Consider the following 26,847-nt stretch of genomic DNA (forward strand, 5'->3'; position numbering starts at 1 on the left):
ATTGATATAGAACGTTTATTTTTTTTGGGAGCTGCTCGTGGCAGCGCAACACAAGACCTCTGGCGTGGTTCAAACCTGAGTTCCGCTGAGCCGCACATCGAGGAGACGTGAAGCGCGGTGTCAGGCGTGCGGATCGATCGCCTTGGTCGAGAGCTCCGGCCCGGCCTGATGAGCTCGCCGCCCGAGTCTCGCGGGGATCAGACCTGCAGGGATCAGAAAAGGAGTTGCCGCGGCATAGACGTCATATTCAGGGAAGGCCAGCCTTAGAATCCGCTCTTCGTTGATCATTCGTCGGCACTGAATCATCGCAACCACGATGGCGATGAGCACGGCAAGTGGTGAAAGGACCTGAAGTGTGACACCGACCAGCGCAATCCCCTCACATAGGTAGAGGGGATGCCGGACGACTCGATAAGGCCCGTCCGTCACAAGGCGCCTCGCCTCCGGTAGAATGCTAAAGGATTTGCCCAACCAGCGGAGTACCACGATAGAAAGCGAGATCCCCACCAGGATCAACGTCGTGGACAGAGCTGACCAGATCGGGCCGAGCTCTGCCTTCGGAAGAAAAGCGAGTGCGACGGTCGGAAATGCGCCCAGCAAGGCCGAGACCCGCATCTCAACGCCCTTCGACTTCATTGTCGGGACCAGCCGGGTCATGGTTGTCAGTGCAACGAGTCCGAGGAACAGGACGTTGGCAATACTGGCTGCGATCATCAGCAGGTTGTCCACGCTGCCCAACGGAAGGCGATGGATGCTGGCGGCGCCAATGAGAGCAGACCCGCCATAGACGATCACGATGGCCACCCTGGAGGTCCAGTCCAGCCAGGGATTGACGCCGCCGGCGATCCGGTTCCTGGCTGTCGCCTCCTGGCCGACCTTCGCGTCAGTCACAGCAGTGATCTCGCTCGCTCAAAATCTGCCTCACTAGACGCCAGGCCTCCGGAGAGGTCAATTGGCTGGCCACATCTCCGAGCGCGGCCACATCAGCCAGTCCCATGCGGTTCCACATTCCGCGGACCTTCCGGATCGTCGAGTTGTCATTGAACCGATTCTGTCGCGGCGACACGAATCATAAAGCGCATAATTAAACAGTAGTACTGCCATGGATTTGCACGGATTCGTGAATTTGCGCCGAATCTTGTTCCTTCTTCCTGTGCTGCTGCTCTTCTTCTGTCAGCCGGCATCGGCGGGGAATCGCGTCGCACTCGTCATTGGCAATTCTGCCTACAAAAACGCGGCGCCACTTTCGAATCCCGTCAATGACGCTGCGATTGTCGAGGCAACACTAACGAACGCAGGTTTTGACGTTGTGCAAACCCGCCGGGATCTTCAGGCGATCGAGATGCGGCGAACGCTGCGCGATTTTGCCGATCAGGCTCGCGACGCAGATGTGGCCGTCATCTACTACGCCGGTCATGGTATGGAGATCGAAGGTACGAACTATCTGATCCCGGTCGACGCCACCCTCGAGCGCGATACGGATGTGTACGATGAGGCGTTTTCGCTCGATCGCGTCATGCTGGCCATCGAACCGGCAAGGCAGCTGCGACTTGTGATCCTCGATGCTTGCCGCAACAATCCTTTCTCCGAAAAGATGAAACGGACGGTCGGCTCGCGGTCCATCAGCCGGGGCCTTGCCCGAATTGAGCCGGCGACGGCGAATACTCTGGTTGCCTTTGCCGCCAAGGCTGGCTCGACCGCGTCGGACGGCAACAGCAAGAACAGTCCCTACGCTGCCGCATTGGTCAAGTACATCGGGACTCCGGGTCTGGATTTGCGCAGAGTGTTCGGTTTCGTTCGCGACGACGTCATGAAAGCGACGGGCAATCGGCAGGAGCCCTATGTTTACGGCACGCTTGGCGGCGACGATGTGCCGCTGGTGCCCGCCAAGGAAACAGCCAAGGAGCCAACCAAGGAACCAGCCGGAGAACCAGCCAAGGCGGCCGCGAAGGAAGCTGCCCCATCGCCAACGCTGCGATCCGAAATACGGCGCGACTACGAGCTCGCGCTGCAGGTTGGCAACAAGGACGCGCTTAACTTCTTCATCGTCCAGTATCCGGATGGTTACTACGCAAGTCTCGCAAAGCTTCAGCCCGCCAAAATCGATGCGGAGGAGAAGCGTGTTGCTGCGGCCGAAAAGGCGCGTCAAGCCGAGCAGGAGCAGGCGCGGCTCGTCAACGAGGGCGCACAGCAGATGCAACTTGCCAAGGCTGCGTCGGATCTGAAAGCAGCGCAGGAGGCTCGGACCGCCGCCGAGGCCGCCAAGGAAACCGCGCAGCATCAGGCTGCTCAAGCCGAACAAAGGCGTGTCGCGGCTGAAACGGCAGCTGCCGCGAAGAACGCTGCACCATCAGCAACAAGTCAGCCGCAAGAGGCGAAGGCAAACACGGACACAAAAGTGGCAGCGCTCCCCAATCCACAGGCTCCCGCGCCGCCACCTTCGCCAGCCGAGCTGGCAAAATCGGTTCAAACCGAATTGCGTCGGGTCGGCTGCCTGACGGGATCGGCCAGTGGGGAGTGGGATGCGGCGTCGCGGCGCTCGCTTGAACTGTTCAATCAAAGCGCCGGCACCAAGTTCGATACCAAGACCGCGAGCGCCGATGCGCTCGATGCGATCAAGCTCAAGTCGGCGCGGGTTTGTCCTTTGATTTGCGGATCTGGCCTCAAGCGCGACGGCGATCACTGTGTCAAGATTACCTGCGCTGCGGGTTACTCTCTGAATGACAGCAATGAATGCGAGAAGCGCAAGGTCCGTCAGGCCCCGTCCGCAAGAGTTGAACGAAGGGAGAGGGAGGCTGCTCCTGCAAGACCCGCAAGACCCGAGGCCAGCGCAAGCAACAAGCCGGAAGGCGGCGGAATGCCATTCATGTTCTTCCTGCCCTGAAGCATGCCGTTCGAGTCTGCATCGGCCATTCTGAGCGTAAGCCCGGGTCTAGATAAATGTCTCCTTGCGGAGATTTACGGGTCTTCGCGATACATTTTACAGCCGGATTGGCCGACCCGCGCACCAGGGGCACATGCTCGTCTGACCCGATTCCACGTTCAGTCGACGAGGCGGGCGAAACGTGGCTCGTTAGTCGCCGTTGTGGCTAACAAGGGGTCAAACAGACCGCTCACGCGATTGCAGCCGCGAAAGCGCATAGGAACGCGAAGTGCGCATATGTGATTGCCCTCTGGCCGGCAGCTGTTGCCGTAGCTGAGGACCGGACAGCGTCTTTCCGGCTGTGACCATCTTCGAAAGACGGCGCAGAGAGATACGATTGCAATTTCGAACTTCGGAGGAGTTGATGCCCATTCCGTTGAGGATCTACATCACGCCATTTGCCGACAGGGGGGTCGTAGAGCCCGGGCAATGGAGCAGCGACACCGCCAAGAAGGCGCTCGACGTGGTCAATACGATCTGGTCAAAGGCCAAGATCGCGTTCGTGATCAGCGATTGCTTGATGGAGAAGCCGCTCGACATGGCAAAGAGCGCGCGCAGCAATGATCAGCGATTGCTGGGTGTTCTTGCCTCTCGGCACGATCCGGATAATGCCATCCACATCTACCTCGTCAATTCGATTGAAAATCTATCCGCCGGCGGAAGCTCATACCCCAATAGCCAACCCGAGCCAGCAAGCTTCGTCCAGTGGTATGGCAATGACCACGCCAACGGACGCGCCTGGGCTCATGAGCTTGGCCATCTGATGAGCCTCGATCACGTCGAGATCGACTATTCCAATGAGAAGCAGGCTGCGCAACGCGTCAAGAACCTCATGACGATAGGATTGAGCGCCGGCTCCGACTTGACTGGCCAGCAGATCGATGCAGCCAAAGGCTCAAAGCTGGTCAAGCGATTTGGCGGATAAGTCGTCGGCCGACCGCCGAAGTCGCCGTCGTCCTGCAGATCGCGTGTCCGAAGCGGGGGAACGTGCTCTTCGCGTGGCGATCTCCGCCGAATTCAGAAAAACGATTAGCTTGTGGCAATCGCTGTAGTCACGCGCTCCCGGCCCGACGGTCGCGGCGGGAGAACTTACGGCAAATCCCGTCAGGCAGACACATAGCAAGCCGGTAAGAGTACCAGCTCCGTCAGAACTGCTGACGTTGCCATCGGCTTCCGGATTTCAGCTGTTTCTGCACATCTCGACGAGGCGCGCGCGGGAATATTCACGGTCTAGAAAATCAAGAATGGCGGGCAAGATCGAGCCCTCCGTCGTTCTGAACAAGCGTCGCAAGGGCGGTAAGTCGCCACCTGATAAACTAGCTTCACCGGGTGAGTCTTCCGCGCATTTCTGGCATTTCGCGAACCAACGGCATGGGATAACCTCTGTCTGTTTTCCTGACTTCATTTTCTCAATGGCAGACAATAGGAGAGGAAAATGAGCGCGAAATCATTGGTCTTCGCATTGCTTCTCCCGCTTCTAATGTGGGGCTCATCTGCAAGGGCGGATGATCTTCGTACAGCGATGGAAGTTTCCAACCAACAATGGCTGAACGCATTTAACACTCCAAATACCGCGGCATTTCCAGCCATGTACACTGACGATGCTATCTTGGTACCAGGAGGCTCCCCTGTCGCAATTGGGCCTGAGGCAATCAAGCAATTTTGGGAGGGGGCCATCAAAGCGGGCTTCAAGGATCACACCTTCGAGATAATTGAGACCCGCGCCGATGGAAATCTCGCGTACCTCCTGTCGAGTTGGACTGTGAATCAAGTCAAGAGCGGGGGCGAGGTAAGGACGATGAGCGGGCACACGTTGCGCGTCCTGCTTAAACAAGCTGACGGGAACTGGAAGACCAAAGGCCCACACCTTTGTTCCGCAGAATCCGCCAGCACCCAAAGAAGCAAAGAACTAGCATCGTTGTAGTAGAAGCCAGCGCCCGTTTACGAAATGAGCAAGCGGGCGCTATTTCCACTTGCGGCGTCGCGAACTCCTCCCGTCTCCCTTGATCGCGCCGCAGCCGCGCCGTGCCAATTGTTTTGCGCAGCTCAACTGACGACAATTCCGGGCCGTATCGTGCGCGTCGGGTCGAACCATCACTTTCGCTGATTTGTTTGCGGCGACTTCCGCTTCTGCCCTTCGCGGACCTAAACCGCGGATCCGTCGATGTCCGCTCACAGTGGCAGAGCAGACCATCTACCATGGACCCGCCGACTTCCGAGTTTGATCCGCAACGGACATTAATGGCTTGACCCAATGCAGATCGATTGGGTTGACAGGATTTGGGGTTGATAGGATTTGCTCTCAGGTGCGATAGGTGGGCGTAAGCGCGAGGCGCACGGATGGAGTTGCCCGCTACACTGAACCTCGTTGACTTGACGGTGGGCGCACATCTAGAGCTCACAAAGCCTGAGCGACTGCGCTTGGACCGGCTGAGAAAGCTTGGTAGGCGCGTGACGGCGCTGGTTTATGCAGCGACGCTACTCGTGGCGTTTGCCGTAACTCGCGCATACGCCGCTGATATAGGTTATCTGGCTCCCCCCGGAGTCGCTGCAAACGAGTTTCCCTCACCACAGCGCCCTGTTGCACGGATCGTCAGCCCGCGCCGCGCCGCCGAAGAGCATCGCGACGCTCTCAATGAGGCCGGCCAGATCGCACGTGTTCTTGAACTGAAACCTGGCATGACAGTCGGCGACATTGGTGCAGGCAGTGGCTACCACACGGTCAGACTCTCGTACCTCGTCGGACCCGCCGGCTCTGTCGTTGCCCAGGACGTCACGCGGGATTACCTCATCGAGCTCGCCAGGCGAACAGAACGTCTGAAGTTGACGAACGTGCAATTCGCCCTCGGCGAACCACACGACCCTCGTCTGCCCGCTTCCTCGCTGGATGCTGCAATCCTCGTGCACATGTATCACGAGATAGCCCAACCCTATGCCTTCCTCTACAATCTCGCGCCCGCCTTGAAGCAGGGCGCGCGGGTCGGAATTGTCGATCTTGAGCTTCCGACGCCGAAGCATGGCACGCCAATTGAGCTCTTGCGCTGCGAATTGACCGCCGTCGGCTATCGCGAGGTCGCCACATACAAGCTCGCAGGGGACGGAGGGTACCTGGCAGTATTCTCTCCGCCGGAGGTAGCGGCTCGAAAATCTCCCCGCGATATCGTTGCTTGTGCGGATCCTGCCGGCACTCGCTGACACCACGCCCGCCGAGAGGGCACTCACTCAAAAGACCCGGGCAAGGTAGAAGCCCTCTATCGCGCTGCGACGAGCGGCTAGATCGCGCTTCTCTTCTTGGCCTTTAGCCGAAGGTCGCTTGATGATCGGGTGCTTGCCGCCAGGACCGAATGGAGCGCGTCGTGAAGCTTTGGTCCGTTCCTGATGTTGAACAGATCCGCGCCGGGAAGCCCGGCTGTCTGTACTGCCGTTCGCAACCGCACAAATCGAGATAGGGCTAGGTTAGATCCGGTCCCGCGACGTGATCCGCCATTGACAGGCCGGCGGAGATGATAGAATTATAACAGGATAAGTTGCAAAAATAACAACATGTCACCATCGTACCAGCGTCTTGCGGGGCGACGGGAGGAAAGTTTGGATCTGTCCGGTTCGGTTGCAGCAGAACCTCGGTCGTCGACCTCGCTTGTGATGGTCAGTGGCATCAACAAGCGCTTCGGCGGCGTGCGAGCGCTGCGTGACGTCAACCTCGAGGTTCGTGCCGGCGAGGTCCATGCGCTACTGGGCGAGAACGGCGCGGGAAAATCTACCCTGATCAAGATTCTCAGTGGTGTTCATGCCCTCGACAGCGGCACGATCGAGATCGTCGGCAGGCCAGTGGAATTCGACAGCCCGGCGAAGTCGCGCGAGGCGGGGATCGCCGTCGTTTATCAGGATCTCAGCCTCGTCGAATCCTTGAGCGTTGCGGACAATCTGTTGCTCGGCCGTGAGCCGCGTGCGCGTTTCGGCTTCGTCCGGCAGCGCGAGCTTATAGCCAAGGCCGAGGCGTTCCTGAACGAGCTCGGCATTCCCCTGGATACGAGAGCGGCTGTCGGCTCGCTGCCTTTCGCCTATCGTCAGATGACGGAGATCGCCAAGGCGCTGATGGGCGAGGTCCGGCTTCTGATCCTCGATGAGCCGACCTCCTCGCTGACATCGGATGAGGTCCGGATCCTGTTCGATGCGATCGGGAAGGCGACGCGCCGCGGAGTCGGCGTGATCTATGTGACCCATCGGCTCAATGAGGTGTTCGAGATCTCGCAGCGCGTCACGGTGCTGCGCGATGGCGCTAACGCAGGCACGTTTGTCACCGCCGAGACCGACATGAAGCGGCTGGTGAACGCGATCGTCGGAACCGATCGATCGGCGCCCACGGGCCCGCGCACCGAACCTGCCGCGAAGCGTGAATTGGATCCGTCGCCGGTTCTGTCGCTGTCCGATGTGTCCAACGACCGGCTTCGCGCCGTCGATCTGTCCGTGCTGAAGGGTGAGATCCACGGCCTCGCCGGATTGATCGGCAGCGGCCGCACGGAGATTTTGGAGACGGTGTTTGGCCTCCGGCCGCTCGACAGCGGCGCAATCCAGATCGAGGGCCGGCGATGGCTGCCGAGAGGGCCTGCCGATGCGATCGAGCAGGGTATCGCGCTGGTGCCGGAAGACCGGCATGTGCAGGGTCTGGTCCTGGACCATTCGATCGAGCGAAACGTCACCTTGCCGCGAATTCCCCATTTCTCGCGCTGGGGCTGGATGCAGCAACGCGCCGCCGCCAGGCGTGCGGAAACCGCGGTCGCCAGGCTTTCGGTGAAAGCGCCGGACGCGTTCAGCCTGGTCAGGACGCTCTCCGGCGGCAACCAGCAGAAGGTCGTATTCGGAAAATGGAATGATCCGCGGCCGCGCGTGCTGCTCCTGGATGAACCGACGGTCGGCGTCGACGTGGGCGCACGCGAGGAAATCTATGCCGTGATCCGGAATGCCGTCCGCGACGGCAGCGGGGTCCTGGTCGTCTCGTCCGATCTCGTCGAATTGATCGAGCTCTGCGACCGCATCTCCGTGATCGTCAACGGGCGTGTGGCTCGTACGCTGTCGCGGGGCGAGATCGATGATGCCGAAGAGCTGCATCATCTCCTCCAGATGTACCAGGCCTCCGGGCCGGGCCACTTGCAAGAGCTTCCCGCATGACCGAACTGACTGCTCCCAACGTGGTCGCCGCGTCGACCCGATCTGATCGCCGCCGCCAGATTCTCCAGAATTTGCTGCGGGGCGAGCGGCCGTACATGCTGTACATCGCCTTCGTGATCCTGCTGGTCGTGTTCAGCCTGTCTTCGCCCTGGTTTCTCTCGGTCGACAATTTCCTGAACATCGGGCGCCAGACCACGCTGGTGTCGATCATCGCAGTCGGCATGACCTTCGTTATCATCGCGCGTCAGATCGATCTGTCGGTTGCCTCGACGCTGGCGCTGTCGGGCATGGCGGCCGCTCTCGCGATGAGCCAGATCAACAACAGCTGGGTCGTGGGTGCCGTGGCTGGGCTCGGCACCGGTGCGCTGGTCGGGCTGCTCAATGGCATCCTGACCACGCAGCTATCGATCCCGTCGTTTCTGGTGACGCTGGGCTCGCTGAGCATGGCGCGGGGACTCGCGATGATGGTGACCAACACCAAGCCGGTGATCATCACCAACGAGACCTATTTCGCGATATTTGGCGAAGGCACGTTCCTCGGTATACCGGTTCCGATCGCCTGGACTTTGGCGGCGATGATCGTCGGCATCCTGCTGCTGCACTATAACGTGTTCGGCCGGCGCATCTATGCGGTCGGCGGCAACCCGACCGCGGCGCTCTATTCCGGCATCAACACCAAACGGATCACGACTGCGGCCTTTGTCCTGACCGGCACGCTGGCCGGATTGGCGGCGCTGGTGCTGTCGGCGCGTTCACATGCCGCGCGGCCGGATGTCGTGCAGGGCATGGAGCTCGACGTCATCGCCGCGGTCATCCTCGGCGGCTGCAGCCTGTTCGGCGGGCGCGGCTACATCCTGGGGACGCTGTTCGGCAGCTTGATCATTGGCACGCTCAACAACGGCCTTGTTCTGCTCGGCGTGAGCTCGCCGATGCAGCTCGTGATCAAGGGCGCGATCATCGTGGCCGCGGTTGCTTTCACGAAACGCTAGTCGAAGTCAGGCGCGGCGCATGAACAACAAGTTCATTGCGTTGCGTGGGTAGGGGCAAGGTCGCTGGCCCTCCGGTGAATCGGCGACCAAAAATGGAGGAAACAATGACACCAATTTTGCGACAAGCCTTGCCTTTGACTGCGTTGGTGGCCGCTGCCGCCCTCTCGACGATCCCGTCGGCTCGCGCCGAGGTGCCCGCGACCTGCGTCAAGGGTGTCGATCTCGTGAAGCTCGGGCCGAAGTCGATCGTCGGCCAGGGACCCCACGGCGAAAAGGCGGCCTCCCCCGAGGTGCTCGCGCTGTCGGAAGCCGACGCCGCCAAGATCAAGGAGAAAAACTTCAAAGTCGGCATCTCCATGCAGACGGTCAACCTCGATTGGTCGCAGCTCCAGATCCAGGGCATCACCGATACGCTGAAGAAGTACGGCGTGACGGTGACGGGCGTCGCGTCCGCCGAATATCAGGTGGACAAGCAGATCGCCGATATCGAGAACACGATCCAGCAGCATCCGGACGGCATCATTTCGATTCCGGTCGATTTCACCGCGACCGCGCCGACCTACAAGAAGATCGCCAAAGCCGGCATCAAGCTCGTGCTGATGGACAGCATCCCGACTGGTCTGAAGCATCCCGAGGAATATGCGACGATGGTCTCGGCCGATAGCCAGGGCAATGGCCAGATCGCGGCACAGATCCTGGCATCCTGCGTGGCGCAGGGTGGCACCATCGGTCTCGTCAATTTCGGCGTCGACTATTTCAGCACCAACGAGCGCACCAAGGGCGTGCGGGAGTGGATGAAGGCAAACCGCCCCGACATCAAGATGAAGCAGGTCGACTTCACCGATCCGCCGAAGGTCTCGCAGATCGCGGGCGACTTCCTGACCGGCAATCCCGACGTCAAGGGACTGTACGCGGTGTGGGATCAACCGGCGCTCGACACGCTGAGCTCGATGCGGGCTCAGGGCATCGATATTCCCATGACGACGGTCGACCTCGGTCTGCAATCGGCGATCGAGATTGCCAAGGGCGGGCCGCTCAAGGCGACCGGCTCGCAGCGTCCCTACGACCAGGGCGTCGCCGAGGCGATGGCGATGATGAACGCGCTGCTGGGTAAGGAAACGCCTGGCTGGATCGGTGTGCAGTCGCTGCCGGTGACGCAGTCGAATGTGCTGGAGTCCTACAAGACCGTATTCAAGAAGGACCCGCCGGCCGAGCTGACGGATGCCTGCAACAAGGCGAAGCCCGCCTGCAACTAGCCTGCAACAGCGATGCGCGATCCGCCGAGACCGCGCATCGTTCAGGAGGCCTGATCCGGGCGAACCAGCCCCCGTCCGGATCAGGCTGTGCTGGTGACGTATTCGACGGGAAGACTGCGGAAGTGCTTGCGCGTGTCTGCCGGCACGGAGCCACCGACGATGATCCGCGAGAATGAGCCGACGTCGGAGAAGAACGCCGGCTTGAGGCTGCCGAGCTTGCTGGCGTCGACCACGAGGATGCTCTCCATCGCGGTAGCGATGACGGCCTGCTTGATGGCGACTTCGTGAAAGTTCGAGCAGCTGGCGCCGCGGGTCCAGTGCAGGCCGCCGGCCGAGATGAAAGCCTTGTTGACCCCGAGCCGTCGCAGGTAGGACAGGCCGTCATCCGACGAGAACGACTGCGAGGACGGATGGTAGAGCCCGCCCATCAACATCACCTGCGTCGCTGGCCGGTGGGTGACGATCGAGGCGACGTTCAGCGAATAGCAGATCACCGAAAGAGGCATGTCCTCAGGCAGACAATCCGCCAGCGACTGCATCGTGGTGCCGCAGTCGATGAAGATGGTGTCACCTTCCTTGATCGAGGCGGCTGCGGATCGGCAAGCGAGGCGCTTGCCCTGCGTGTGCTGGTCGATTTCCTGCTCGAATGTGTACTTGATCCCGGTCGGCGACGCCGCGTTGACGACGTAGCCGCCGAGCAGGGCGAGCGCCGCCTCGGGCCCGGCAAGATCGCGCCTGACCGTCATCTCCGACACCTTCAGCAGCTCTGCGGCGTCCTTCAGATGCAGTGCGCCGCTCGTCTCGACGGCGCGTCGCAGCCGTTGCAGCCGTTGGACGCGGGTCTCGCTGGGGCGTGCGGTCGGTGTTTCACTCATTTTCGTCACCGAGCTTGCTTATCCGGTTGACAATGATCTTACAATGATGTGAGTTTAGCAACGTCATTTTGTTACAATAATAACATCTGATCCGAAGAGCGTTTCGCTGTCAGCTTCGGCAGGCAGCAGAAGCTCCAGCGGGCAAGGGATGGGAGGATCGCATGTTGCAATCGGCACATTCAGTCTATCTGCCGTTTCTGCCGATTCGCTAGCATCGCACGGCGGACCGATGGCGCAGGGCGTCTTGATATCAAATCCATCCGCGGTGCCGGTGCAGCCGCATGCACGGGATCACAATCATCCGCATCCGATCGTGCGCAACAGCGGCCGCGCGCTCGAGATGGACTGGGTCGATGAGATCCGGATCAATCTGTCCGCCGCCGAGCGACGTGTTGCGAGCCTGCCGGGCCGACGCACCGTCAAGAAGGACGCGCAGGCGGCGTGGTTACTCAAGGCAATCACCTGCATCGACCTGACGACGCTCAACGGCGACGATACGGCCGAACGGGTGAAGCGCCTTTGTGCCAAGGCGAGGGCGCCATTACGGAGCGACCTCCTCGAAGCGCTCGGCTTTGCCGGTCGCGGGCTGCACACGGGCGCGATCTGCGTCTATCACCGTTTCGTCGCAACCGCGGTCGAGGCGCTCGATGGGTATGACATTCCAGTTGCTGCGGTTTCGACTGGATTTCCTGCGGGTCTCGTGCCGCACGATCTGAAACTCAAGGAGATCGAGGCGTCCGTCAGGGACGGTGCGCAGGAGATCGACATCGTCATCACGCGTGAGCATGTGCTGACCGGAGACTGGCGCGCTCTCTACGCCGAGGTCCGGGATTTCCGCGCAGCCTGCGGCGATGCGCATCTGAAGACGATCCTCGCAACCGGCGACCTCAAAACGCTGCGCAACGTCGCCAAGGCTTCGATGGTCTGCATGATGGCCGGCGCGGACTTCATCAAGACCTCCACCGGCAAGGAAGGCGTCAATGCCACGCTGCCGGTGACGCTGGCGATGCTGCGCATGATCAGGGTCTATGAAGAGCGGACCGGCTTCAAGATCGGCTTCAAGCCGGCCGGCGGAATCTCGACGGCGAAGGATGTGCTCAACTACCAGTTCCTGATGAAGGAGGAGTTGGGACGCGATTGGCTCGAGCCGGATCTGTTCCGCGTCGGCGCCTCGAGCCTGCTCGCCGACATCGAGCGTCAGCTTGAGCATCACGTCACCGGCCGCTATTCGGCCTTCAACCGTCATCCCGTGAGCTGAGCATGAGTATCGCACATTACTATGAGACCATGGATTATGGTCCCGCTCCCGAGGCGGACGGCGAGGCGCGCGCCTGGCTGAAGCGGCACGACGCGACGTTTGGGCATTTCATTGCCGGTAAATTCGTCGCGCCGGATTCGGGCAAGCATCTGACGACGATCGAGCCGGCCACCGGAAAGACGCTGGCCAAGATCGCGCAGGGCATCGCAGCGGATGTCGAGGCTGCCGTCGGCGCCGCGCGATCGGCGCAGTCGTCATGGGCAAAGCTCGGTGGTCACGGTCGTGCCCGTCATCTCTATGCGCTCGCGCGCATGCTGCAACGTCATGCTCGTCTGTTCGCGGTGCTGGAAGCGATCGACAATGGCAAGCCGATCAGGGAAACCCGCGATCTCGATGTGCCGCTCGCTGCGCGCCACTTCCTGTATCACGCCGGCTGGGCGCAATTGCAGGAGCGCGAATTCGTCGACCATGTCCCGGTCGGCGTGATCGGCCAGATCATCCCCTGGAACTTTCCGCTGCTGATGCTGGCCTGGAAGATCGCGCCCGCGCTGGCGACCGGCAACACCGTGGTGCTGAAGCCCGCGGAATTCACCTCGCTCACCGCGCTGCTGTTCGCCGAGCTCGCGGCGGAAGCCGGCCTGCCGCCCGGTGTGTTGAATGTGGTGACGGGTGATGGTGCTGCCGGCGCGTTGCTGGTCGAAAATCCCGGTGTCGACAAGATTGCCTTCACGGGGTCGACTGAGGTCGGGCGGTTGATCCGTCAGTCGACCGCAGGCAGCGGGAAGTCGCTGACGCTCGAGCTCGGCGGCAAGTCGCCGTTCATCGTGTTCGACGACGCCGACATCGATGGCGCCGTGGAAGGCGTGGTCGATGCGATCTGGTTCAACCAGGGCCAGGTCTGTTGTGCCGGATCGCGGCTTCTGCTGCAGGAAGGGATCGCAGAGACATTCCGCAAGCGTCTCATCCGCCGCATGGAGACGCTGCGCGTGGGTCCGCCGCTCGACAAGGCGATCGACATGGGAGCGGTTGTCGCACCGGTGCAGCTCGAGCGGATCAAGGCGCTGGTCGAAACCGGCGTCAAGGAGGGCGCTGAGAAGTATCAGGCGCCGGGGCCGATCCCCGCTGAGGGATGTTTCTATCCCCCGACCTTGCTTTGGAACGTACATCCGTCATCGACCGTGGCGATCGAGGAGATCTTTGGCCCGGTGCTGGTCGCGATGACGTTCCGCACGCCGGACGAGGCGGTGATGCTCGCCAACAACACGCGCTATGGCCTTGCCGCCAGCGTGTGGAGCGAGACCATCGGGCTGGCGCTCGATATCGCGCCGAAGCTTCAGGCCGGCGTGGTCTGGGTCAATGCGACCAATTTGTTCGATGCCAGCGTCGGCTTCGGCGGCTATCGCGAGTCCGGCTTCGGTCGCGAGGGCGGCCGGGAAGGTCTCTACGAATATCTCAAGCCGAAAGCCTGGAGCGGGCGGAAGGCGCGGGCGAAGGTGCCGCCGCCATCCCCGGCGGCCTCTAACGACGGCGCCGGATTTGGCACGCCGTCGATCGACCGAACCGCCAAACTGTTCGTCGGCGGCAAGCAGGTTCGTCCCGACGGAAATTATTCGCGCGCGGTGCTGTCGCCGAAGGGGAAGCACCTTGGCGAAGCCGGCGAGGGCAATCGCAAGGATATCCGTAACGCGGTGGCCGCCGCGCGCTCGGCCGAGGGTTGGGCGCGGGCTACGACGCATAATCGCGCCCAAATCCTCTATTACCTTGCCGAGAATCTGTCCGCGCGTGGCGACGAGTTCGCCCGGCGCATCGGTGATATGACCGGCGTTTCGCCCGCCAAGGCGCGCGCGGAGGTCGAGGCGGGTATCGAACGGCTGTTCAGCTATGGGGCCTGGGCCGACAAATACGAGGGGACGATCCATGCACCGCCGTTGCGCGGCGTGGCGCTTGCCATGCACGAGCCGATCGGCGTGGTCGGGGTGGCCTGTCCGGACGAGGCCCCGTTGCTGGGCTTCATCAGCCTGGTGGCACCGTTGATTGCGATGGGCAACCGCGTCGTCGCCGTCCCAAGCGAGCGGCATCCGCTTGCAGCGACCGATTTCTATCAGGTGCTGGAGACGTCGGATGTGCCGGCAGGCGTCGTCAATATCGTCACCGGCGAGCACGATGCGCTCATAAAGGTCCTTGCCGAGCATGACGACGTCGATGCGCTCTGGGTGTTCGGTTCGCAGGAGGCTTCGACGGCCGCGGAGCGACTGTCGGTCGGCAACCTCAAGCGCACGCTGGTCGACCACGGGCTGGCGCTCGATTGGTACGACCGGGTGGCGAGCGAAGGTCCGATCCTGCTCCGCCACGCGGTGCAGGTGAAGAACATCTGGATTCCCTACGGGGACTAAAGACGTCACCTTGCGGTGATACGGGTTGGCATCCGGACCATCAGAGTCCGGGCGATTTTTGAAGACAAGGGAGGGACGCAACATGCTCAAGGGCATCAATCCACTGCTCAATGCCGACGTGCTCTATGCCTTGCGCGCAATGGGGCACGGAGACCGCCTCGTGGTGTGCGACACCAATTTCCCTGCCGATTCGATCGCGCGCCAGACCGTGTTCGGCGAGCTGCTTCGCATCGACAACGTCAGTACGGCAAAGGCGATCGAAGCCATCCTCTCGGTGCTGCCGCTCGATACGTTCGTCGAGGATGCCGCGATCCGCATGGAGATTGTTGGCCAGCCCCAGGAGGTGCCGCCCGTGCAGCGCGAGGTGCAGGCCGCGATCGACCGCGCCGAGGGACGCTCCTGGCCGCTGGTCGGAGTCGAGCGCCATGCCTTCTATGAAAAGGCCAAGACGGCCTACTGCGTGATCGCCACGGGAGAGCGGCGCTTCTACGGCTGCTTCCTGTTTTCCAAGGGCGTCATCGCGCCGGACGGAGAGTGACGACCATGAGCAAGACTGGCGTCGCAGTGCTCGGCATCTTCGTCGTCGATCTGGCCTTCCGGGCCGGCAACATGCCCGCGATCGGTGAAACGATCGCCGGCTCGGGATTTGCCATGGGACCGGGCGGCAAGGGGTCGAACCAGGCCGTGGCCGCTGCGCGCGCAGGCGCAGACGTGACCTTCATCTCCCGAATCGGCCGCGACGCCTTCGGTGATCTCGCCATCAAGACGTGGGAAGCCGAGGGCATTCGGCCGCGCGTCGCCAGGACTGCGGAGGCGCCGACCGGCGCCGCCTTCATCTATGTCCACGAGACACGTGGCGACAACGCCATCATCGTGGTGAGCGGAGCGGCAGACGGTCTCAGCCCCACCGATGTCGACGCGGCGGCGGATGCGATCCGCACCAGCCGCGTCTTCGTGACACAGCTCGAGCAACCGGTCGCGGCCGCGCAGCGCGGGCTCGAGATCGCGCGCGCCGCGGGCAGCATCACTGTGTTCAACCCGGCACCCGCAGGCGCATTCGACGACAGCCTGTTTGCCTTATGCGACTACGTCGTTCCCAACGAGACCGAGGCCGAGGCACTGACCGGGATCGCGGTGAGCGATCTTGCCGGCGCCCGCCGCGCCGGGGACGCGTTGCTGGCCAAGGGAGCGGGCACCGCGCTGATCACGCTCGGCGAACGTGGCGCGCTGTTTCACGGGCAAGATCGCTCGCTGCACGTGCCGCCGTTCGCCGCCGGCAAGGTGGTCGAAACCGCGGGTGCGGGCGATGCATTCGTCGGTGGCTTCGCAGCAGCGCTTGCGGGCGGTGCCGATCCACTGGAAGCGGCGCGCTTCGGTTCGGCCACGGCGGGGATTTCCGTGACGCGTGCGGGGACTGCGCCTGCCATGCCGCGGCACGCTGAGATTGAAGCCCTGTTGAGGAAATGATCTGCTCATGATGCGGAACGATCCGATCAAGCATGTCTTCATCTGGCCGGCGGTGCTCGTCGTGCTGGCGATCTCGATCTTTCCGCTGATCTATTCGTTCACCACGAGCTTCCTCAGCTATCGCCTGATTCCACCGATCCCGCCGCGGGTCGTGTGGCTCGGTAATTATGCTACGCTGTTGCAGGAGCCGCGCTTCTGGAACGCCATCCTCACGACGACGCTGATCGCGTTCATCGCCGTCGGGTTGCAATACGTGATCGGGTTTGGCGTTGCGCTCGCGCTGAACGCGCGTGTGCCCGGAGAGCGACTGTTTCGTGTCGCCTTGCTGCTGCCCATGCTTCTGGCCCCGGTTGCCGTCGCGCTGGTTGCCCGCATGATCTTCAATCCGACCATGGGGCCGCTCAACCAGTTTTTGTCCATGTTCGGACTGGCGAACCTGCCGTTCTTGACCAACGGACATTGGGCGCTCGCCTGCATCATCGCGGTTGAGATCTGGCAATGGACGCCGTTCATCATTTTGATGATGCTGGCTGGCCTGCAAACGCTCCCCGAAGACGTCTACGAGGCGGCCGAGCTCGAGAACGCCAGCGCCTGGCAACAGTTCTGGGGCATCACCTTTCCGATGATGCTGCCGATCTCCGCCGCGGTCGTCTTCATCCGCCTGATCGAGAGCTACAAGATCATGGACACCGTGTTCGTGATGACGGGCGGTGGACCGGGGGTCGACACCGAGACCCTGACCTTGTTCGCCTATCAGGAGGGCTTCAAGAAGTTCAATCTCGGCTACACGTCGGCGCTCAGCTTCCTGTTCCTGATCGCGATCACGATCATCGGCGTCACCTATCTGGCGCTGTTGCGGCCCCATCTGGAGAAGCGCCGATGAGCGGGCAAGGTCTCACCGGACTGTCGCGCTGGAGCCGCCGCCTGGTCGCGGTCGGAGTTTTCGCATGGTGCCTGATCACGGCGTTTCCGCTCTATTGGGTGGTGGTGACGGCGTTCAAGACTCCCCCGGGCGTTGTCGGTGGCCCGACCTATATTCCGTTCGTCGATTTCACCCCGACCCTGCAACCCTTCATCGATCTCTATCAGGGCATCCGTGGCGAGTTCTTCCGAACCTTCCTGAACTCGACCATCGTCGGCTTGTCGGCGGCGGCGATCGCGACTGCGGTCGGCGCAATGGCGGCCTATGCGCTGGTGCGGTTCGAGTTCAGGGTGCGCTTCGGCGCCGGCCTGATCTTCTTCCTGCTCGCGCTCGGCGGCTATCTGCTGTTCAACAATTCGCTCGGATTTAACCGCGCGCAGGCGCTGCTGCTGGCGTTCCCGATCGCGCTTGCCGCTGCAGTCCTGGCCAACCGCCTGCCGCTGCCGGGGCCGATCCTCGGCAATGAGGACATCCTGTTCTGGTTCGTCAGCCAGCGCATGTTTCCGCCGATCGTCACGGCTTTCGCGCTGTATCTCCTCTACAGCGAAATCGGCCGGCTCGGCTTCCAGCTCATCGACAGCTATGTCGGTCTGACGCTGTGCTACGTCGCGTTCTCGCTGCCGATCGTGGTCTGGCTGATGCGCGACTTTTTCGAGGCCATTCCGATCGAGGTCGAAGAAGCCGCGATGGTCGACAACGTACCGAGCTGGCGTATCTTCCTTGGCATCGTGGTGCCGATGTCGATGAACGGACTGCTGGCGACTTTCATGATCACGCTCGCCTTCGTCTGGAACGAGTTCCTGTTCGCGCTGTTCCTGACCAATTCCAGATGGCAGACGCTGCCGATCCTGGTGGCGGGACAGAACAGCCAGCGCGGCGACGAATGGTGGGCGATCTCGGCCGCGGCGCTCGTCGCCATCATTCCGATGATGATCATGGCAGCTCTGCTCAGCCGCATGATGCGGTCGGGCCTGCTGCTCGGAGCAATCAAATAGCAAAACCTATGTAGGGAGGACTGGACGATGTTGCGACGGACGTTTCTGATGCTGACCACCTCGCTCGCGATGGCTTGCAGCGCGAGCCAGGCGAACGCTGCTTGTAGCCCGGATTACTCCGGCGTCACCCTGACTGTGGCGTCGCAGACCGGACCGTATATCGCCTCCGCGCTCAAGCTCGGCGCGGACGAATGGACCAAGAAGACCTGCGGCAAGGTCAATGTGGTCGAGTTCCCCTGGTCGGAGCTCTACCCGAAGATCGTTACATCGCTTACCGGATCGGACGCGACGTTCGATCTGGTCAGCTTTGCGCCGGCCTGGCTGCCCGACTTCGTCACCTATCTCAGCGAGATGCCGAAAGAGATGCAGTCCGGCAAGGATTGGGACGATGTCGAGCCGGCCTACCGTGAGCGCCTGATGGTGTGGGAAGGCAAGATCTATTCGCAATCAATGGACGGCGACGTTCACACCTACACCTATCGCACCGACCTGTTCAGCGATCCCAAGGAGAAGGACGCCTTCAAGGCCAAGTACGGCTACGACCTGGCGCCGCCAAAGACCTGGAAGCAATATCTCGACATCGCGGAGTTCTTTCAGCGCCCCGACAAGGGACTCTGGGGCACGGCGGAGGCCTTCCGTCGCGGTGGCCAGCAGTTCTGGTTCTTCTTCAGCCACGCGGCGGCCTATACCAACAACCCGAACTATCCGGGCGCGATGTTCTTCGACCCCGAAACGATGGATGCCCAGATCAACAATCCGGGCTGGGTGAAGGGACTGGAGGAATATATTCGCGCTTCCAAGCTTGGCCCGCCCAATGCGCTGAACTTTTCGTTCGGCGAGGTCAATGCCGCCGTGGCCGGCGGCCAGGTGGCCGAGTCGATCGGTTGGGGCGACACCGGCGTGATCGCCGCCGACCCCAAGCAATCGAAGATTTCCGGCAAGGTGGGCTCTGCAGTGCTCCCCGGCTCTGACGAGATATGGAACGCCAAAACCAAGAAGTGGGACAAGTTTCCGGCAGTGCTGCCGGCACCCTTCATGGCGTTCGGAGGCTGGCAGATTGCCGTGCCAAAGGTGGGCAAGAACCAGCAGGCGGCATGGGATTTCGTCAAGACGCTGACAAGCCCTGAAGTCTCCGGCCAAGCCGCGATTACCGGTGGCACGGGTGTCAACCCATACCGCAAGTCGCACACCACGAATCTGGAGTTGTGGAGCAAGATCTTCTCGCCGACGGAAGCCAAGGAATATCTCGGCGCTCAGGCCGACTCCATCAACGGCAAGAACGTTGCGCTCGACATGCGTTTGCCCGGCTATTTCTCCTACACCGAGGTTGTGGAGATCGAGCTTGGCAAGGCGCTGGCCGGCCAGACCACGCCGCAAGCCGCGCTGGACGCGGTCGCGAAGGAATGGAATCGCCTGACCGATGAGTTCGGCCGCGCGAAGCAGCTCGCCGCCTATCGCGCGGCGATGGGCCTCTCACCGAAGAACTAGCTTCTCGCGGAGACTGCCCCGGATGATGCGTGAGCATCATCCGGGCTTTGTTGGCCGTCGATATAGGGGACGGAAAAAGGAATCCATGGCGCACGTCGAGATCGAGAACGTCAGCAAGGCATATGGGCCCTACAAGATCATCGAGGAGCTTAATCTGAGTGTGGCCGACGAGGAGTTTGTCGTGCTTGTCGGACCGTCGGGCTGCGGCAAGACCACGACATTGCGTATGATAGCGGGACTGGAGACGGTTACCGGCGGAACCATTCGTATCGGTAATCGCGATGTGACGCAGTTGCGCCCGGGCTTGCGCAATTGCGCGATGGTGTTCCAGAATTATGCGCTTTATCCGCATATGACGGTTGGTGAGAACATCGGCTACGGCATGAAGGCGCGGGGCGAGTCGCGCGCCAATATCGCGAAAGCCGTCGAGGACGTGGCGCGGGTTCTCGACCTCGAGCAATACGTGGACCGTCGGCCCAAGCAGCTCTCCGGTGGGCAGCGTCAGCGCGTGGCGATCGGCCGTGCCATCGTGCGCAGCCCGGACGTGTTTCTGTTCGACGAGCCATTGTCGAACCTCGACGCCAAACTCCGCATCGAGATGCGGACCGAGATCAAGGCATTGCACCGCCGTCTCGCCAAGACGATCGTTTATGTCACACACGATCAGGTCGAAGCTATGACCATGGCCGATCGGGTCGTGGTGATGAATCGCGGCCGCATCGAGCAGGCGGCTGATCCGATCACAATCTATGAGAAACCAAGCAATCTCTTCGTCGCGGGCTTCATGGGCGCGCCCAGCATGAATTTTATCGACGGCGAGATTGCCGCTCGCGACGGTGCACTGATCTTCACCGAACCCTCGGGTACGGCGTTGAGATTGCCGAAATCCCGAGAGGCGGCCTATGCAGGGAGCATCGGCAAACCGGTTGTGCTCGGCGTGCGGCCCGACCACGTGCTGCGGCAAGATGCGCCAGCGGGCTCCTCCGTCCGCATGATGGTGAAAGACGTAGAGCCGCTCGGGCCGCATACTCTCGTGATTGGAACCGTGGGCGCATTTCCATTCACGGCGCAGATGCAAGTCGGTGTGTCTGCGGCGCCGGATCGCCCTATAGATGTCGCCATCGATCTGGAGCGAACGCACCTTTTTGACAAGGTTTCCGGGAAGGCCGTTTCATAGTCGGCGGTTCTCTGGCGGTGCAGGTAATCTGTCGCGCTTCGTTCTACCCATCCTGCAAGGCTGCTGTTTGAAAGGTCGATGCTATGGCTCAGCGCGGGCCGCTCTGTCCATCGTCCGGATCGCTCTCCGGCTCCCGGATCAGCACCACCGGCTCGTCATAGCCTTTGCGGCTGCTGTAAAACACCAGCGCCATCAGGCCGACGCCGACGACCAGCGAGAACACGACGCCGAGCACCAGCGCGACATAGCCGGACGCCGGCACGCTGGTATCCGTGCTGGTCCAGCCGAGATAGCCGAGAACGCTCGCGGCGACGAGCATGGCGCACAACGCCGCGATAACCAGCCATCTGGCGAGCTTACTGTCTTGCGCCTGGGGCGGCGCCGGTTCCCCGTCGGTCACGTTCATGAACCTCTCCTCGCACGGCCGTCGCGTCGCGCTTACGGTGCGGTGGCCTTGGCCGCGATCGCATGCAGCGCGGCGGTCATGGCGGTGACGGCAGCCTTGGCCGGCTCGCCGACGCCGTGACGGCCGGCGAGATAGGCCGGATCGTTGTACGACAGCCAGGTCGCGCCTTGCTCGTCCTGCCAGACCAGCGCCTTCAGCGGCAGGTCGATGCCCGCGGTCTGCGCCTGCTGCATCAACGGCGTGCCGCCCTTGGCGTTGCCGAAGATGAGGAGATCGGTCGGCCGCAGAGTCATGCCGACGGCGGCAGCGCCCGCGGCGTGATCGACATGGGCAAACACGGTGAGGCCCTTGGCCTTCACCTCGGTCTCGAGCCGCGTCATCGTGTCCTGCGGGCCAAAACTGCTCTTGATGGTGATGAGTCCGTCCGTAGCCATTGCCTGCGTCTCCCAGAAACATGTCGCGACTAGCGCGAAGATACCGACCCGTGTGAAGAGCCTCATGATCTCAGGCTCACTTCTTGCGGAATAATCGCGCCGGATCGAATTCCGGCTCCGGAATGAAGCCGTCGCGATTGGGCATCCTGATCTTCGGTAAGGACTCCTTGTCGACCTTGCCGTCGGCGGCAACGATGCCGTTGAGGCTCAAGATGTAGGCGGTGACGGCATAGGTCTCGTCGGTGCTGAGCGAGCCCGGCGTCGGATATGGCATCGCGCGGTGAATGTAGTCGAACAAGGTCGTCGCATAGGGCCAGAAGCTGCCGACGGTCTTGACCGGCATGTTGGAGGCGAGCGTGCCCTGTCCGCCGGCGAGACGATCCTTGATGCCGCCCTGGCCGTTGTCGCCATGACAGGCCGCGCAATTATCAGCGAAGATCTGCTTGCCCTGCCCCGCCGTGCCGCTGCCGTCAGGTAGGCCGTTGCCGTCGGGGCCGACGTCGATGTCCCACAGCTTGATCTCGGCCGGCGTCGCCGGACGTCCGAAATCGAACGCCAGCGCGGGCGCGGCGAGCAGGCCGGCGGCGAGGATGCCGGCGAGAATGAGCTTGTCATGCGAGGACATTGCGGACCCTCCCGGCTTCGTCGATGCTCCAGGTCTGCTGGGCGTTGTAGTGAAACAGCGCGTTGGTCCCCATCGCGGCGATGAAGGACTGCCGGTCCGGCTGAACGTTGCCCTGGTCGTCGGTCGAGCGGCTCACGATCTTGGTCGGCTTGCCGTCCCACACCCAGTCCATCTGGAATCGCACCTGCGCCTTGGACAGCACCGGCTGGCTCAGCTGCGCGGGCTTCCAGGTCCTGGCGCCATCGGTGGAGATCTCGACCTTGGCGATCTTGCCATGGCCGCTCCAGGCAAGACCCGAGATGCGGTTGTAGCCCGACTGGATCTGCATCATGCCCGAGGGCTGCGTGATGACGGAGTTGGTTTCCATCCGCAGCTGGAACTGCCGCGCCTTGCCGTTGGCCAGCAACTGCGTGTAGCGCGCCGTCTCCCAGCGCGTCATCCAGGGCTCGGTGCCGAACTTGAGGCGGCGTAGCCATTTGATGTTGAGGTTGCCTTCGAAGCCCGGCATCACCAGCCGCATCGGAAAGCCGTGCGCGGGCCGCAGCGGCTCGCCGTTCTGCCCGTAAGCGACGAAGGCCTCGTTCACGATCTCGTCGGTGAGGGGAATGCTGCGGTCGACGCCCGCGCCGTCGCCGCCCTCCGCCAGCATCCAGCTCGAGCCCTCGTCCTTGGCGACGAGGTCGATCAGGAATTTGAGCGGAACGCCGGTCCATTCATTGGTGCTGACGAGGCCATGGGTGTTCTGGACCGTCACGTCGGGATCGGCCTTTTTCCAATTCTCCCAGCCGTTGCCGGTGCATTCGATGAACACGACGCGCGTGACTGACGGCATCCGCTTCAGGTCCTCGACATTGAACACCAGCGGCTTTTGCACCATGCCATGGATGAGAAGGCGGTGCTGCGCGGGATCGATATCGGGCACGCCGGAATGGCTGCGCTCGTAATGCAGGTCGGTCGGCGTGATGTTGCCGACGAGCTTCTGGTGCGGCGTTTTGGAATTGATGGCATCGCCGGGATCGACGTTGCGCTTGCCCGGCGTGGCCTCGGGGATGCGATCGAGTTTTGCAAACCGGGAGCGTTCGCTGTGCGCGCTGAGATCGGCGCCGGGCCCGCGATCGGGGACGTCGGCCAGCGTCTCGGCGCCGGCGGCCTCGCTCGCCACCGCGCCAAGGATGCCCGCCGACATGCCTCCCACGAAGCCACGGCGCGACACATTTGCAGGCCGTGGCAACAACTGAACTGGCGTCTTGGACGTCATATGATCTCCCCTTGATAAACGTATTCTTGGAAATCCCTGCCGCCTTCATGCCCGTGACACTACCGAACGCCGTGAGGATTGCTCGTTAGGATGTGTTAAAAGCCATGAGCACTGGGCCACTCCTGCACGGACGACCCGTCCGCACGTTAGATGCGCGCGGCCGTTCCATGGAATGGCCGGGCGGCTCGGCGACATGTCCGGGCGGATCAAGGGGAGACGGATGTCGGAAACGGACGCGGCGGAATTGTTGAAGGCAATGGTGCCGCTGTTCAGGATCCGTCCAATATTCGAGGATTCCTGCAAATTTGGCGGCAGCTGGGAGTCGCTACACGCGCCGAACGGCAAGGGATGGGCGCAGTTCCACTTGGTCACACGCGGCGCTTGCGTGGTCGAGCGGCCGGGCCTGGGCCCGCAGAGGCTCGAGGCCGGCGACATCCTTCTCCTGCCGCATGGCGACAGTCACGCGGTCCGCAGCCGGACGGGCGGCGCTGTCGGCCGTGTTACGACCGAGGTCCGCAATGGCGTCCGCCAGCGTGCAACGGTCGAGGCCGAGGTCGATACCGAACTGCTGTGCGGCCGTTTCCTGTTCGAGACGTCGGATGAGAACCCGCTGATCGCCGCGCTTCCCGACGAGATCGTCCTGCGCACGGCGGAGGAACCGCTGCTGGAACGGTTTCAACGCCTGCTGGTCGACATCCGCGAAGAGCTCGACTCTGGACGGGTTGGATCGGAGGTGGTCGCGGCCGACCTCGCGAGAGCGTTGTTCGTGATGATGCTCCGCGATCATCTTTCGGACGATGCCTCCGGGAATGGGACGGTGTCGCTGTTGCGCGACCGCGTGACGGCCCGTGTCGTGTCGGCGATCCTCAACGATCTCGCCCGGGACTGGACGCTCGACGACATGGCGGCGGTGGCGATCGCCTCGCGCGCGACGTTGGTGCGCGCTTTTCAAAAGCGCGCGGGGGTCGCGCCCATGACGTTCCTGTCCGATCTGCGATTGACGGTCGCGCGCAAGCGGCTGGCCGGCACCTCCGATCCGATCGCGAAGATCGCCGGCGAGGTCGGGTATGCGTCCGAAGGCGCGCTGAGCAAAGCCATCATGCGCAGATACGGCATGAGACCCGGCGCTTTGAGGGAGCCGGGTCCCCGGGCGCCCGTTGTCAAACCCGATACCAGCTCCCCAGATTCCAGGTCGTGACGTCCCAGCCCGAGATGTCGGCCATGAGGTTATTGACGCCGGCGCCGACGATGTTGCGGGAGAGCAGCGGCACCAGAATATTGGCTTCGCAGAAGATCTCGTTGACCTTGATCAGGAGCGCGGCGCGCTTGACCGGATCGAGCTCCTGCTGCGCGGTCTTGTAGGCCTTGTCGGCCTCGGGATCGGACCAGCGCGAGATGTTTCGGCCGAGCCACTTGTTCTCCTTGTTGGCGATCTCCCAGGAGACGCACTGGTTCAGGAACCGCTCCGGATCGGGCTGCGGCTGCGTCGTGTTGTACATCTCCATGTCGCAATAGAGTTTCGAGTAGGTGTCGGGGTTGCCGACGTCGGACGAGAAGAACACCGATGCCGTCACCGACTTCAGCTCGATGTCGATGCCGGCCTTCTGGCAGGCCTGCTTGATGATGGCCTGCGTCTTCTGGCGCGGGCCGTTGATCGAGGTCTGGAAGACGTATTTGAGCTTCTTGCCGTCCTTCTCGCGGATGCCGTCCGCGCCCCGCTTCCAGCCGGCCTCGTCGAGGATTTTGTTCGCCTTGTCGACGTCGAAGGCGTAGGTCAGCTTGCCCGACTTGAACTGCTGGGGCTGGTTGACGAAGCTTGCCGTGGCGATACCGCCGCGGCCGTAGATGAATTTCTGGATCGCCTCGCGATCGATCAGGAGGTTGAATGCCTGGCGAACGACCGGATCGGACAACGTCGGGTGCTTGGTCTTGACGCTGGAGCGCTCGCCGTCGATCTCGGTCCAGGGGTCCGTCGTGTTGAGGATGATGAACTCAACGTTGCCGGACGGCGTGATGTCGACCTTGCCTTTGCCGCTGGCCTCCATGCGCTTGAGGACCTCCTCCTCCACCAGCAGGTTCCAGGCATAGTCGTATTCGCCGGTCTGGAGCACGGTGCGCGCCGCAGAGACTGCGTCGCCGCCGCCCTTGACCTCGAGCGTGTCGAAATGCGGCTGGTTCTTGACGTGATAGTCCGGGTTGCGTTCGGCCCGGATCAGGTCGCCCGGCTTGAACTCGACGAATTTGTACGGGCCGGTGCCGACCGGCTTCAGATTGCCCGGCGCCTCGCGCGACCTCGCGCCGGCATAGTCGCCGAAATGATGCTTCGGCAGGATCTGGCCGACCGAGCCGACGAAGGGGTCAGCCCAGAACGGGGTCGGGGCCTTGAACAGCACCTTGACGGTGTGGTCGTCGATCTTCTCGACGGTGATGTCCTTGTAGGATCCCGTGCTGTAGGCGGCGGTCGCGAGGTCCGCTGCGTAGGCCCAGGTGAAGACGACGTCGTCGGCGGTGAAGGGCTTGCCGTCATGCCACTTCACGCCCTGCTTCAGCTTCCAGATGACGCTCATGCCGTCGGCCGCGAGGCTGCCGTTCGCCTTGGTCGGAATCTCGGCGGCGAGGCAGGGGATGAGGTTGCCGTCCTTGTCCCAGCCGGCCAGCGGCTCGAAGAAGATGCGCGATGCGATCTGATCCTTGGTGCCGATCGCGAAATGCGGATTGAGCAGGGTGGGGGCCTGCCACAGCAGGATCTTGAGCGGGCCGCCGCCGCCGGCCTTGGTCGGCTTGTATTGCAGCGTGGCGTCCGCCATCGCGACGTCGTTCCAGAGCAGGATCTGGCTCGCGACCGGCGCCGCGATCCCGGCCGCAGCCATGGTCCGGATGAACGAGCGTCGCGACAGCGTGCCTTGCTTCACCTCCGCGATGGACTTGCGAATCTCGTCTTCGTTCATCGAATGACCTCCACCTCGAAGAAAAATCGTCTCCGGCACCCCATCATGTTGCATCGTGCGCGAGGCGGCAATGCCGGCGAGGCCGCAAGGCCCTGCGACGAAATGGCGAACGTGGAGCTGGGCAGCTTCTGCCGGGACATTGTTGCCGGCGTGAAGGCTATGCCGGCCGGGTTTCGCGATAAGCCCTTGATGGCAATGAGGCTCTCATCTGGCATGCGCATTGCACGCAAAGCGTGCGTTGGCAATGACAGTGGAGTGTGCGTA

At 62.3% G+C, this 26,847-nt stretch carries 23 protein-coding genes; 16 read left to right on the forward strand and 7 right to left on the reverse strand.

All coding sequences use genetic code 11. The annotated features are described in order from the left end of the window. Positions 1 to 120 precede the first annotated feature (120 nt). Positions 121 to 891: a methyltransferase family protein gene (locus AC5ZFO_RS27565; RefSeq protein ID WP_282523551.1), complete on the reverse strand. Its 771-nt coding sequence runs from the start codon at positions 889 to 891 to the stop codon at positions 121 to 123. Positions 892 to 1,102: 211 nt separating this feature from the next. Here AC5ZFO_RS27565 and AC5ZFO_RS27570 point away from each other — a divergent pair, with 211 nt between their 5' ends. The 7 genes from AC5ZFO_RS27570 to AC5ZFO_RS27600 all read left to right on the forward strand — a co-directional run bounded on the left by AC5ZFO_RS27570 (position 1,103) and on the right by AC5ZFO_RS27600 (position 10,337). Then, positions 1,103 to 2,884: a caspase family protein gene (locus AC5ZFO_RS27570; RefSeq protein WP_496122828.1), complete on the forward strand. Its 1,782-nt coding sequence runs from the start codon at positions 1,103 to 1,105 to the stop codon at positions 2,882 to 2,884. A gap of 340 nt (positions 2,885 to 3,224) precedes the next feature. Then, on the forward strand, positions 3,225 to 3,848 hold the full coding sequence (locus AC5ZFO_RS27575) for a hypothetical protein (RefSeq protein WP_282523549.1): 624 nt from the start codon (positions 3,225 to 3,227) through the stop codon (positions 3,846 to 3,848). 510 nt (positions 3,849 to 4,358) lie between these two features. Beyond that, positions 4,359 to 4,847, forward strand: a complete 489-nt coding sequence (locus tag AC5ZFO_RS27580) for a YybH family protein (RefSeq protein WP_496122829.1) — start codon at positions 4,359 to 4,361, stop codon at positions 4,845 to 4,847. A gap of 527 nt (positions 4,848 to 5,374) precedes the next feature. Next, positions 5,375 to 6,118, forward strand: a complete 744-nt coding sequence (locus AC5ZFO_RS27585) for a methyltransferase domain-containing protein (RefSeq protein ID WP_282523547.1) — start codon at positions 5,375 to 5,377, stop codon at positions 6,116 to 6,118. Between the two features lie 348 nt (positions 6,119 to 6,466). Then, complete coding sequence (locus AC5ZFO_RS27590) at positions 6,467 to 8,092, forward strand: sugar ABC transporter ATP-binding protein (RefSeq protein WP_404979843.1); 1,626 nt, start codon at positions 6,467 to 6,469, stop codon at positions 8,090 to 8,092. Continuing rightward, positions 8,089 to 9,081 carry an ABC transporter permease gene (locus AC5ZFO_RS27595; RefSeq protein WP_282523545.1) on the forward strand — a complete coding sequence of 331 codons (993 nt, stop codon included), beginning with the start codon at positions 8,089 to 8,091 and terminating at the stop codon, positions 9,079 to 9,081. The genes AC5ZFO_RS27590 and AC5ZFO_RS27595 overlap by 4 nt, the downstream gene beginning before the upstream one ends. A 104-nt stretch (positions 9,082 to 9,185) precedes the next feature. Beyond that, positions 9,186 to 10,337, forward strand: a complete 1,152-nt coding sequence (locus AC5ZFO_RS27600) for a substrate-binding domain-containing protein (protein ID WP_282523544.1) — start codon at positions 9,186 to 9,188, stop codon at positions 10,335 to 10,337. 80 nt (positions 10,338 to 10,417) lie between these two features. Here AC5ZFO_RS27600 and AC5ZFO_RS27605 read toward each other — a convergent pair whose 3' ends face one another. Then, on the reverse strand, positions 10,418 to 11,212 hold the full coding sequence (locus AC5ZFO_RS27605; RefSeq protein WP_282523543.1) for a DeoR/GlpR family DNA-binding transcription regulator: 795 nt from the start codon (positions 11,210 to 11,212) through the stop codon (positions 10,418 to 10,420). A gap of 229 nt (positions 11,213 to 11,441) precedes the next feature. Between AC5ZFO_RS27605 and deoC the strand changes: the two genes are divergently transcribed. The 8 genes from deoC (at position 11,442) to AC5ZFO_RS27645 (ending at position 20,912) form a co-directional block, all read left to right on the forward strand. Continuing rightward, complete coding sequence (deoC, locus tag AC5ZFO_RS27610) at positions 11,442 to 12,470, forward strand: deoxyribose-phosphate aldolase (protein ID WP_496122830.1); 1,029 nt, start codon at positions 11,442 to 11,444, stop codon at positions 12,468 to 12,470. Between the two features lie 2 nt (positions 12,471 to 12,472). After that, complete coding sequence (locus AC5ZFO_RS27615; RefSeq protein ID WP_496122831.1) at positions 12,473 to 14,863, forward strand: aldehyde dehydrogenase family protein; 2,391 nt, start codon at positions 12,473 to 12,475, stop codon at positions 14,861 to 14,863. A gap of 82 nt (positions 14,864 to 14,945) precedes the next feature. Then, positions 14,946 to 15,401, forward strand: a complete 456-nt coding sequence (locus AC5ZFO_RS27620) for an RbsD/FucU family protein (RefSeq protein ID WP_282523541.1) — start codon at positions 14,946 to 14,948, stop codon at positions 15,399 to 15,401. 5 nt (positions 15,402 to 15,406) lie between these two features. Continuing rightward, a complete protein-coding gene (gene rbsK / locus AC5ZFO_RS27625) occupies positions 15,407 to 16,330 on the forward strand; it encodes a ribokinase (protein WP_282523540.1) in 924 nt (307 codons plus the stop codon). Positions 16,331 to 16,337: 7 nt separating this feature from the next. Further along, positions 16,338 to 17,213, forward strand: a complete 876-nt coding sequence (locus AC5ZFO_RS27630; protein ID WP_282523539.1) for a carbohydrate ABC transporter permease — start codon at positions 16,338 to 16,340, stop codon at positions 17,211 to 17,213. Beyond that, on the forward strand, positions 17,210 to 18,247 hold the full coding sequence (locus tag AC5ZFO_RS27635) for a carbohydrate ABC transporter permease (RefSeq protein ID WP_282523538.1): 1,038 nt from the start codon (positions 17,210 to 17,212) through the stop codon (positions 18,245 to 18,247). The genes AC5ZFO_RS27630 and AC5ZFO_RS27635 overlap by 4 nt, the downstream gene beginning before the upstream one ends. 48 nt (positions 18,248 to 18,295) lie before the next feature. Continuing rightward, complete coding sequence (locus AC5ZFO_RS27640) at positions 18,296 to 19,735, forward strand: extracellular solute-binding protein (protein WP_306664573.1); 1,440 nt, start codon at positions 18,296 to 18,298, stop codon at positions 19,733 to 19,735. Positions 19,736 to 19,820: 85 nt separating this feature from the next. Then, on the forward strand, positions 19,821 to 20,912 hold the full coding sequence (locus tag AC5ZFO_RS27645) for an ABC transporter ATP-binding protein (protein WP_282523536.1): 1,092 nt from the start codon (positions 19,821 to 19,823) through the stop codon (positions 20,910 to 20,912). 88 nt (positions 20,913 to 21,000) lie between these two features. Here the strand turns inward: AC5ZFO_RS27645 and AC5ZFO_RS27650 are convergent, their stop codons facing one another. The 4 genes from AC5ZFO_RS27650 to soxC all read right to left on the reverse strand — a co-directional run bounded on the left by AC5ZFO_RS27650 (position 21,001) and on the right by soxC (position 23,635). Next, positions 21,001 to 21,318 (reverse strand): hypothetical protein, encoded by a 318-nt coding sequence (locus AC5ZFO_RS27650; protein ID WP_282523535.1) that lies wholly within the window; start codon positions 21,316 to 21,318, stop codon positions 21,001 to 21,003. A 32-nt stretch (positions 21,319 to 21,350) separates the two neighbouring features. Further along, on the reverse strand, positions 21,351 to 21,752 hold the full coding sequence (locus tag AC5ZFO_RS27655) for a DUF302 domain-containing protein (RefSeq protein ID WP_282523534.1): 402 nt from the start codon (positions 21,750 to 21,752) through the stop codon (positions 21,351 to 21,353). 76 nt (positions 21,753 to 21,828) lie between these two features. Further along, positions 21,829 to 22,377 carry a c-type cytochrome gene (locus AC5ZFO_RS27660; protein WP_282523533.1) on the reverse strand — a complete coding sequence of 183 codons (549 nt, stop codon included), beginning with the start codon at positions 22,375 to 22,377 and terminating at the stop codon, positions 21,829 to 21,831. Beyond that, a complete protein-coding gene (gene soxC / locus AC5ZFO_RS27665; RefSeq protein ID WP_306664567.1) occupies positions 22,364 to 23,635 on the reverse strand; it encodes a sulfite dehydrogenase in 1,272 nt (423 codons plus the stop codon). Before soxC ends, AC5ZFO_RS27660 begins: the two co-directional genes overlap by 14 nt. Before the next feature lie 220 nt (positions 23,636 to 23,855). Here soxC and AC5ZFO_RS27670 point away from each other — a divergent pair, with 220 nt between their 5' ends. Then, entirely contained in the window at positions 23,856 to 24,833 is a 978-nt protein-coding gene (locus AC5ZFO_RS27670; RefSeq protein ID WP_282523531.1) for an AraC family transcriptional regulator, read from the forward strand. Here AC5ZFO_RS27670 and AC5ZFO_RS27675 read toward each other — a convergent pair. Further along, entirely contained in the window at positions 24,796 to 26,583 is a 1,788-nt protein-coding gene (locus tag AC5ZFO_RS27675) for a peptide ABC transporter substrate-binding protein (protein ID WP_282523530.1), read from the reverse strand. The two genes, AC5ZFO_RS27670 and AC5ZFO_RS27675, sit on opposite strands and share 38 nt — an antisense overlap. Positions 26,584 to 26,847: the final 264 nt, after the last annotated feature.

The organism is Bradyrhizobium sp. Unk1, from assembly GCF_059512345.1.

Excerpts from the sequence above, each read along its gene's own strand:
- AC5ZFO_RS27570 (WP_496122828.1), top strand. The coding sequence starts at position 1,103 with ATGGATTTGCACGGATTCGTGAATTTGCGCCGAATCTTGTTCCTTCTT.
- AC5ZFO_RS27580 (WP_496122829.1), top strand. The coding sequence starts at position 4,359 with ATGAGCGCGAAATCATTGGTCTTCGCATTGCTTCTCCCGCTTCTAATG.
- AC5ZFO_RS27590 (WP_404979843.1), top strand. The coding sequence starts at position 6,467 with ATGTCACCATCGTACCAGCGTCTTGCGGGGCGACGGGAGGAAAGTTTG.
- AC5ZFO_RS27595 (WP_282523545.1), top strand. The coding sequence starts at position 8,089 with ATGACCGAACTGACTGCTCCCAACGTGGTCGCCGCGTCGACCCGATCT.
- AC5ZFO_RS27600 (WP_282523544.1), top strand. The coding sequence starts at position 9,186 with ATGACACCAATTTTGCGACAAGCCTTGCCTTTGACTGCGTTGGTGGCC.
- AC5ZFO_RS27605 (WP_282523543.1), bottom strand. The coding sequence starts at position 11,212 with ATGAGTGAAACACCGACCGCACGCCCCAGCGAGACCCGCGTCCAACGG.
- deoC (WP_496122830.1), top strand. The coding sequence starts at position 11,442 with ATGGCGCAGGGCGTCTTGATATCAAATCCATCCGCGGTGCCGGTGCAG.
- AC5ZFO_RS27615 (WP_496122831.1), top strand. The coding sequence starts at position 12,473 with ATGAGTATCGCACATTACTATGAGACCATGGATTATGGTCCCGCTCCC.
- AC5ZFO_RS27620 (WP_282523541.1), top strand. The coding sequence starts at position 14,946 with ATGCTCAAGGGCATCAATCCACTGCTCAATGCCGACGTGCTCTATGCC.
- rbsK (WP_282523540.1), top strand. The coding sequence starts at position 15,407 with ATGAGCAAGACTGGCGTCGCAGTGCTCGGCATCTTCGTCGTCGATCTG.
- AC5ZFO_RS27630 (WP_282523539.1), top strand. The coding sequence starts at position 16,338 with ATGATGCGGAACGATCCGATCAAGCATGTCTTCATCTGGCCGGCGGTG.
- AC5ZFO_RS27635 (WP_282523538.1), top strand. The coding sequence starts at position 17,210 with ATGAGCGGGCAAGGTCTCACCGGACTGTCGCGCTGGAGCCGCCGCCTG.
- AC5ZFO_RS27640 (WP_306664573.1), top strand. The coding sequence starts at position 18,296 with ATGCTGACCACCTCGCTCGCGATGGCTTGCAGCGCGAGCCAGGCGAAC.
- AC5ZFO_RS27645 (WP_282523536.1), top strand. The coding sequence starts at position 19,821 with ATGGCGCACGTCGAGATCGAGAACGTCAGCAAGGCATATGGGCCCTAC.
- AC5ZFO_RS27650 (WP_282523535.1), bottom strand. The coding sequence starts at position 21,318 with ATGAACGTGACCGACGGGGAACCGGCGCCGCCCCAGGCGCAAGACAGT.
- AC5ZFO_RS27655 (WP_282523534.1), bottom strand. The coding sequence starts at position 21,752 with ATGGCTACGGACGGACTCATCACCATCAAGAGCAGTTTTGGCCCGCAG.
- AC5ZFO_RS27660 (WP_282523533.1), bottom strand. The coding sequence starts at position 22,377 with ATGTCCTCGCATGACAAGCTCATTCTCGCCGGCATCCTCGCCGCCGGC.
- soxC (WP_306664567.1), bottom strand. The coding sequence starts at position 23,635 with ATGACGTCCAAGACGCCAGTTCAGTTGTTGCCACGGCCTGCAAATGTG.
- AC5ZFO_RS27670 (WP_282523531.1), top strand. The coding sequence starts at position 23,856 with ATGTCGGAAACGGACGCGGCGGAATTGTTGAAGGCAATGGTGCCGCTG.
- AC5ZFO_RS27675 (WP_282523530.1), bottom strand. The coding sequence starts at position 26,583 with ATGAACGAAGACGAGATTCGCAAGTCCATCGCGGAGGTGAAGCAAGGC.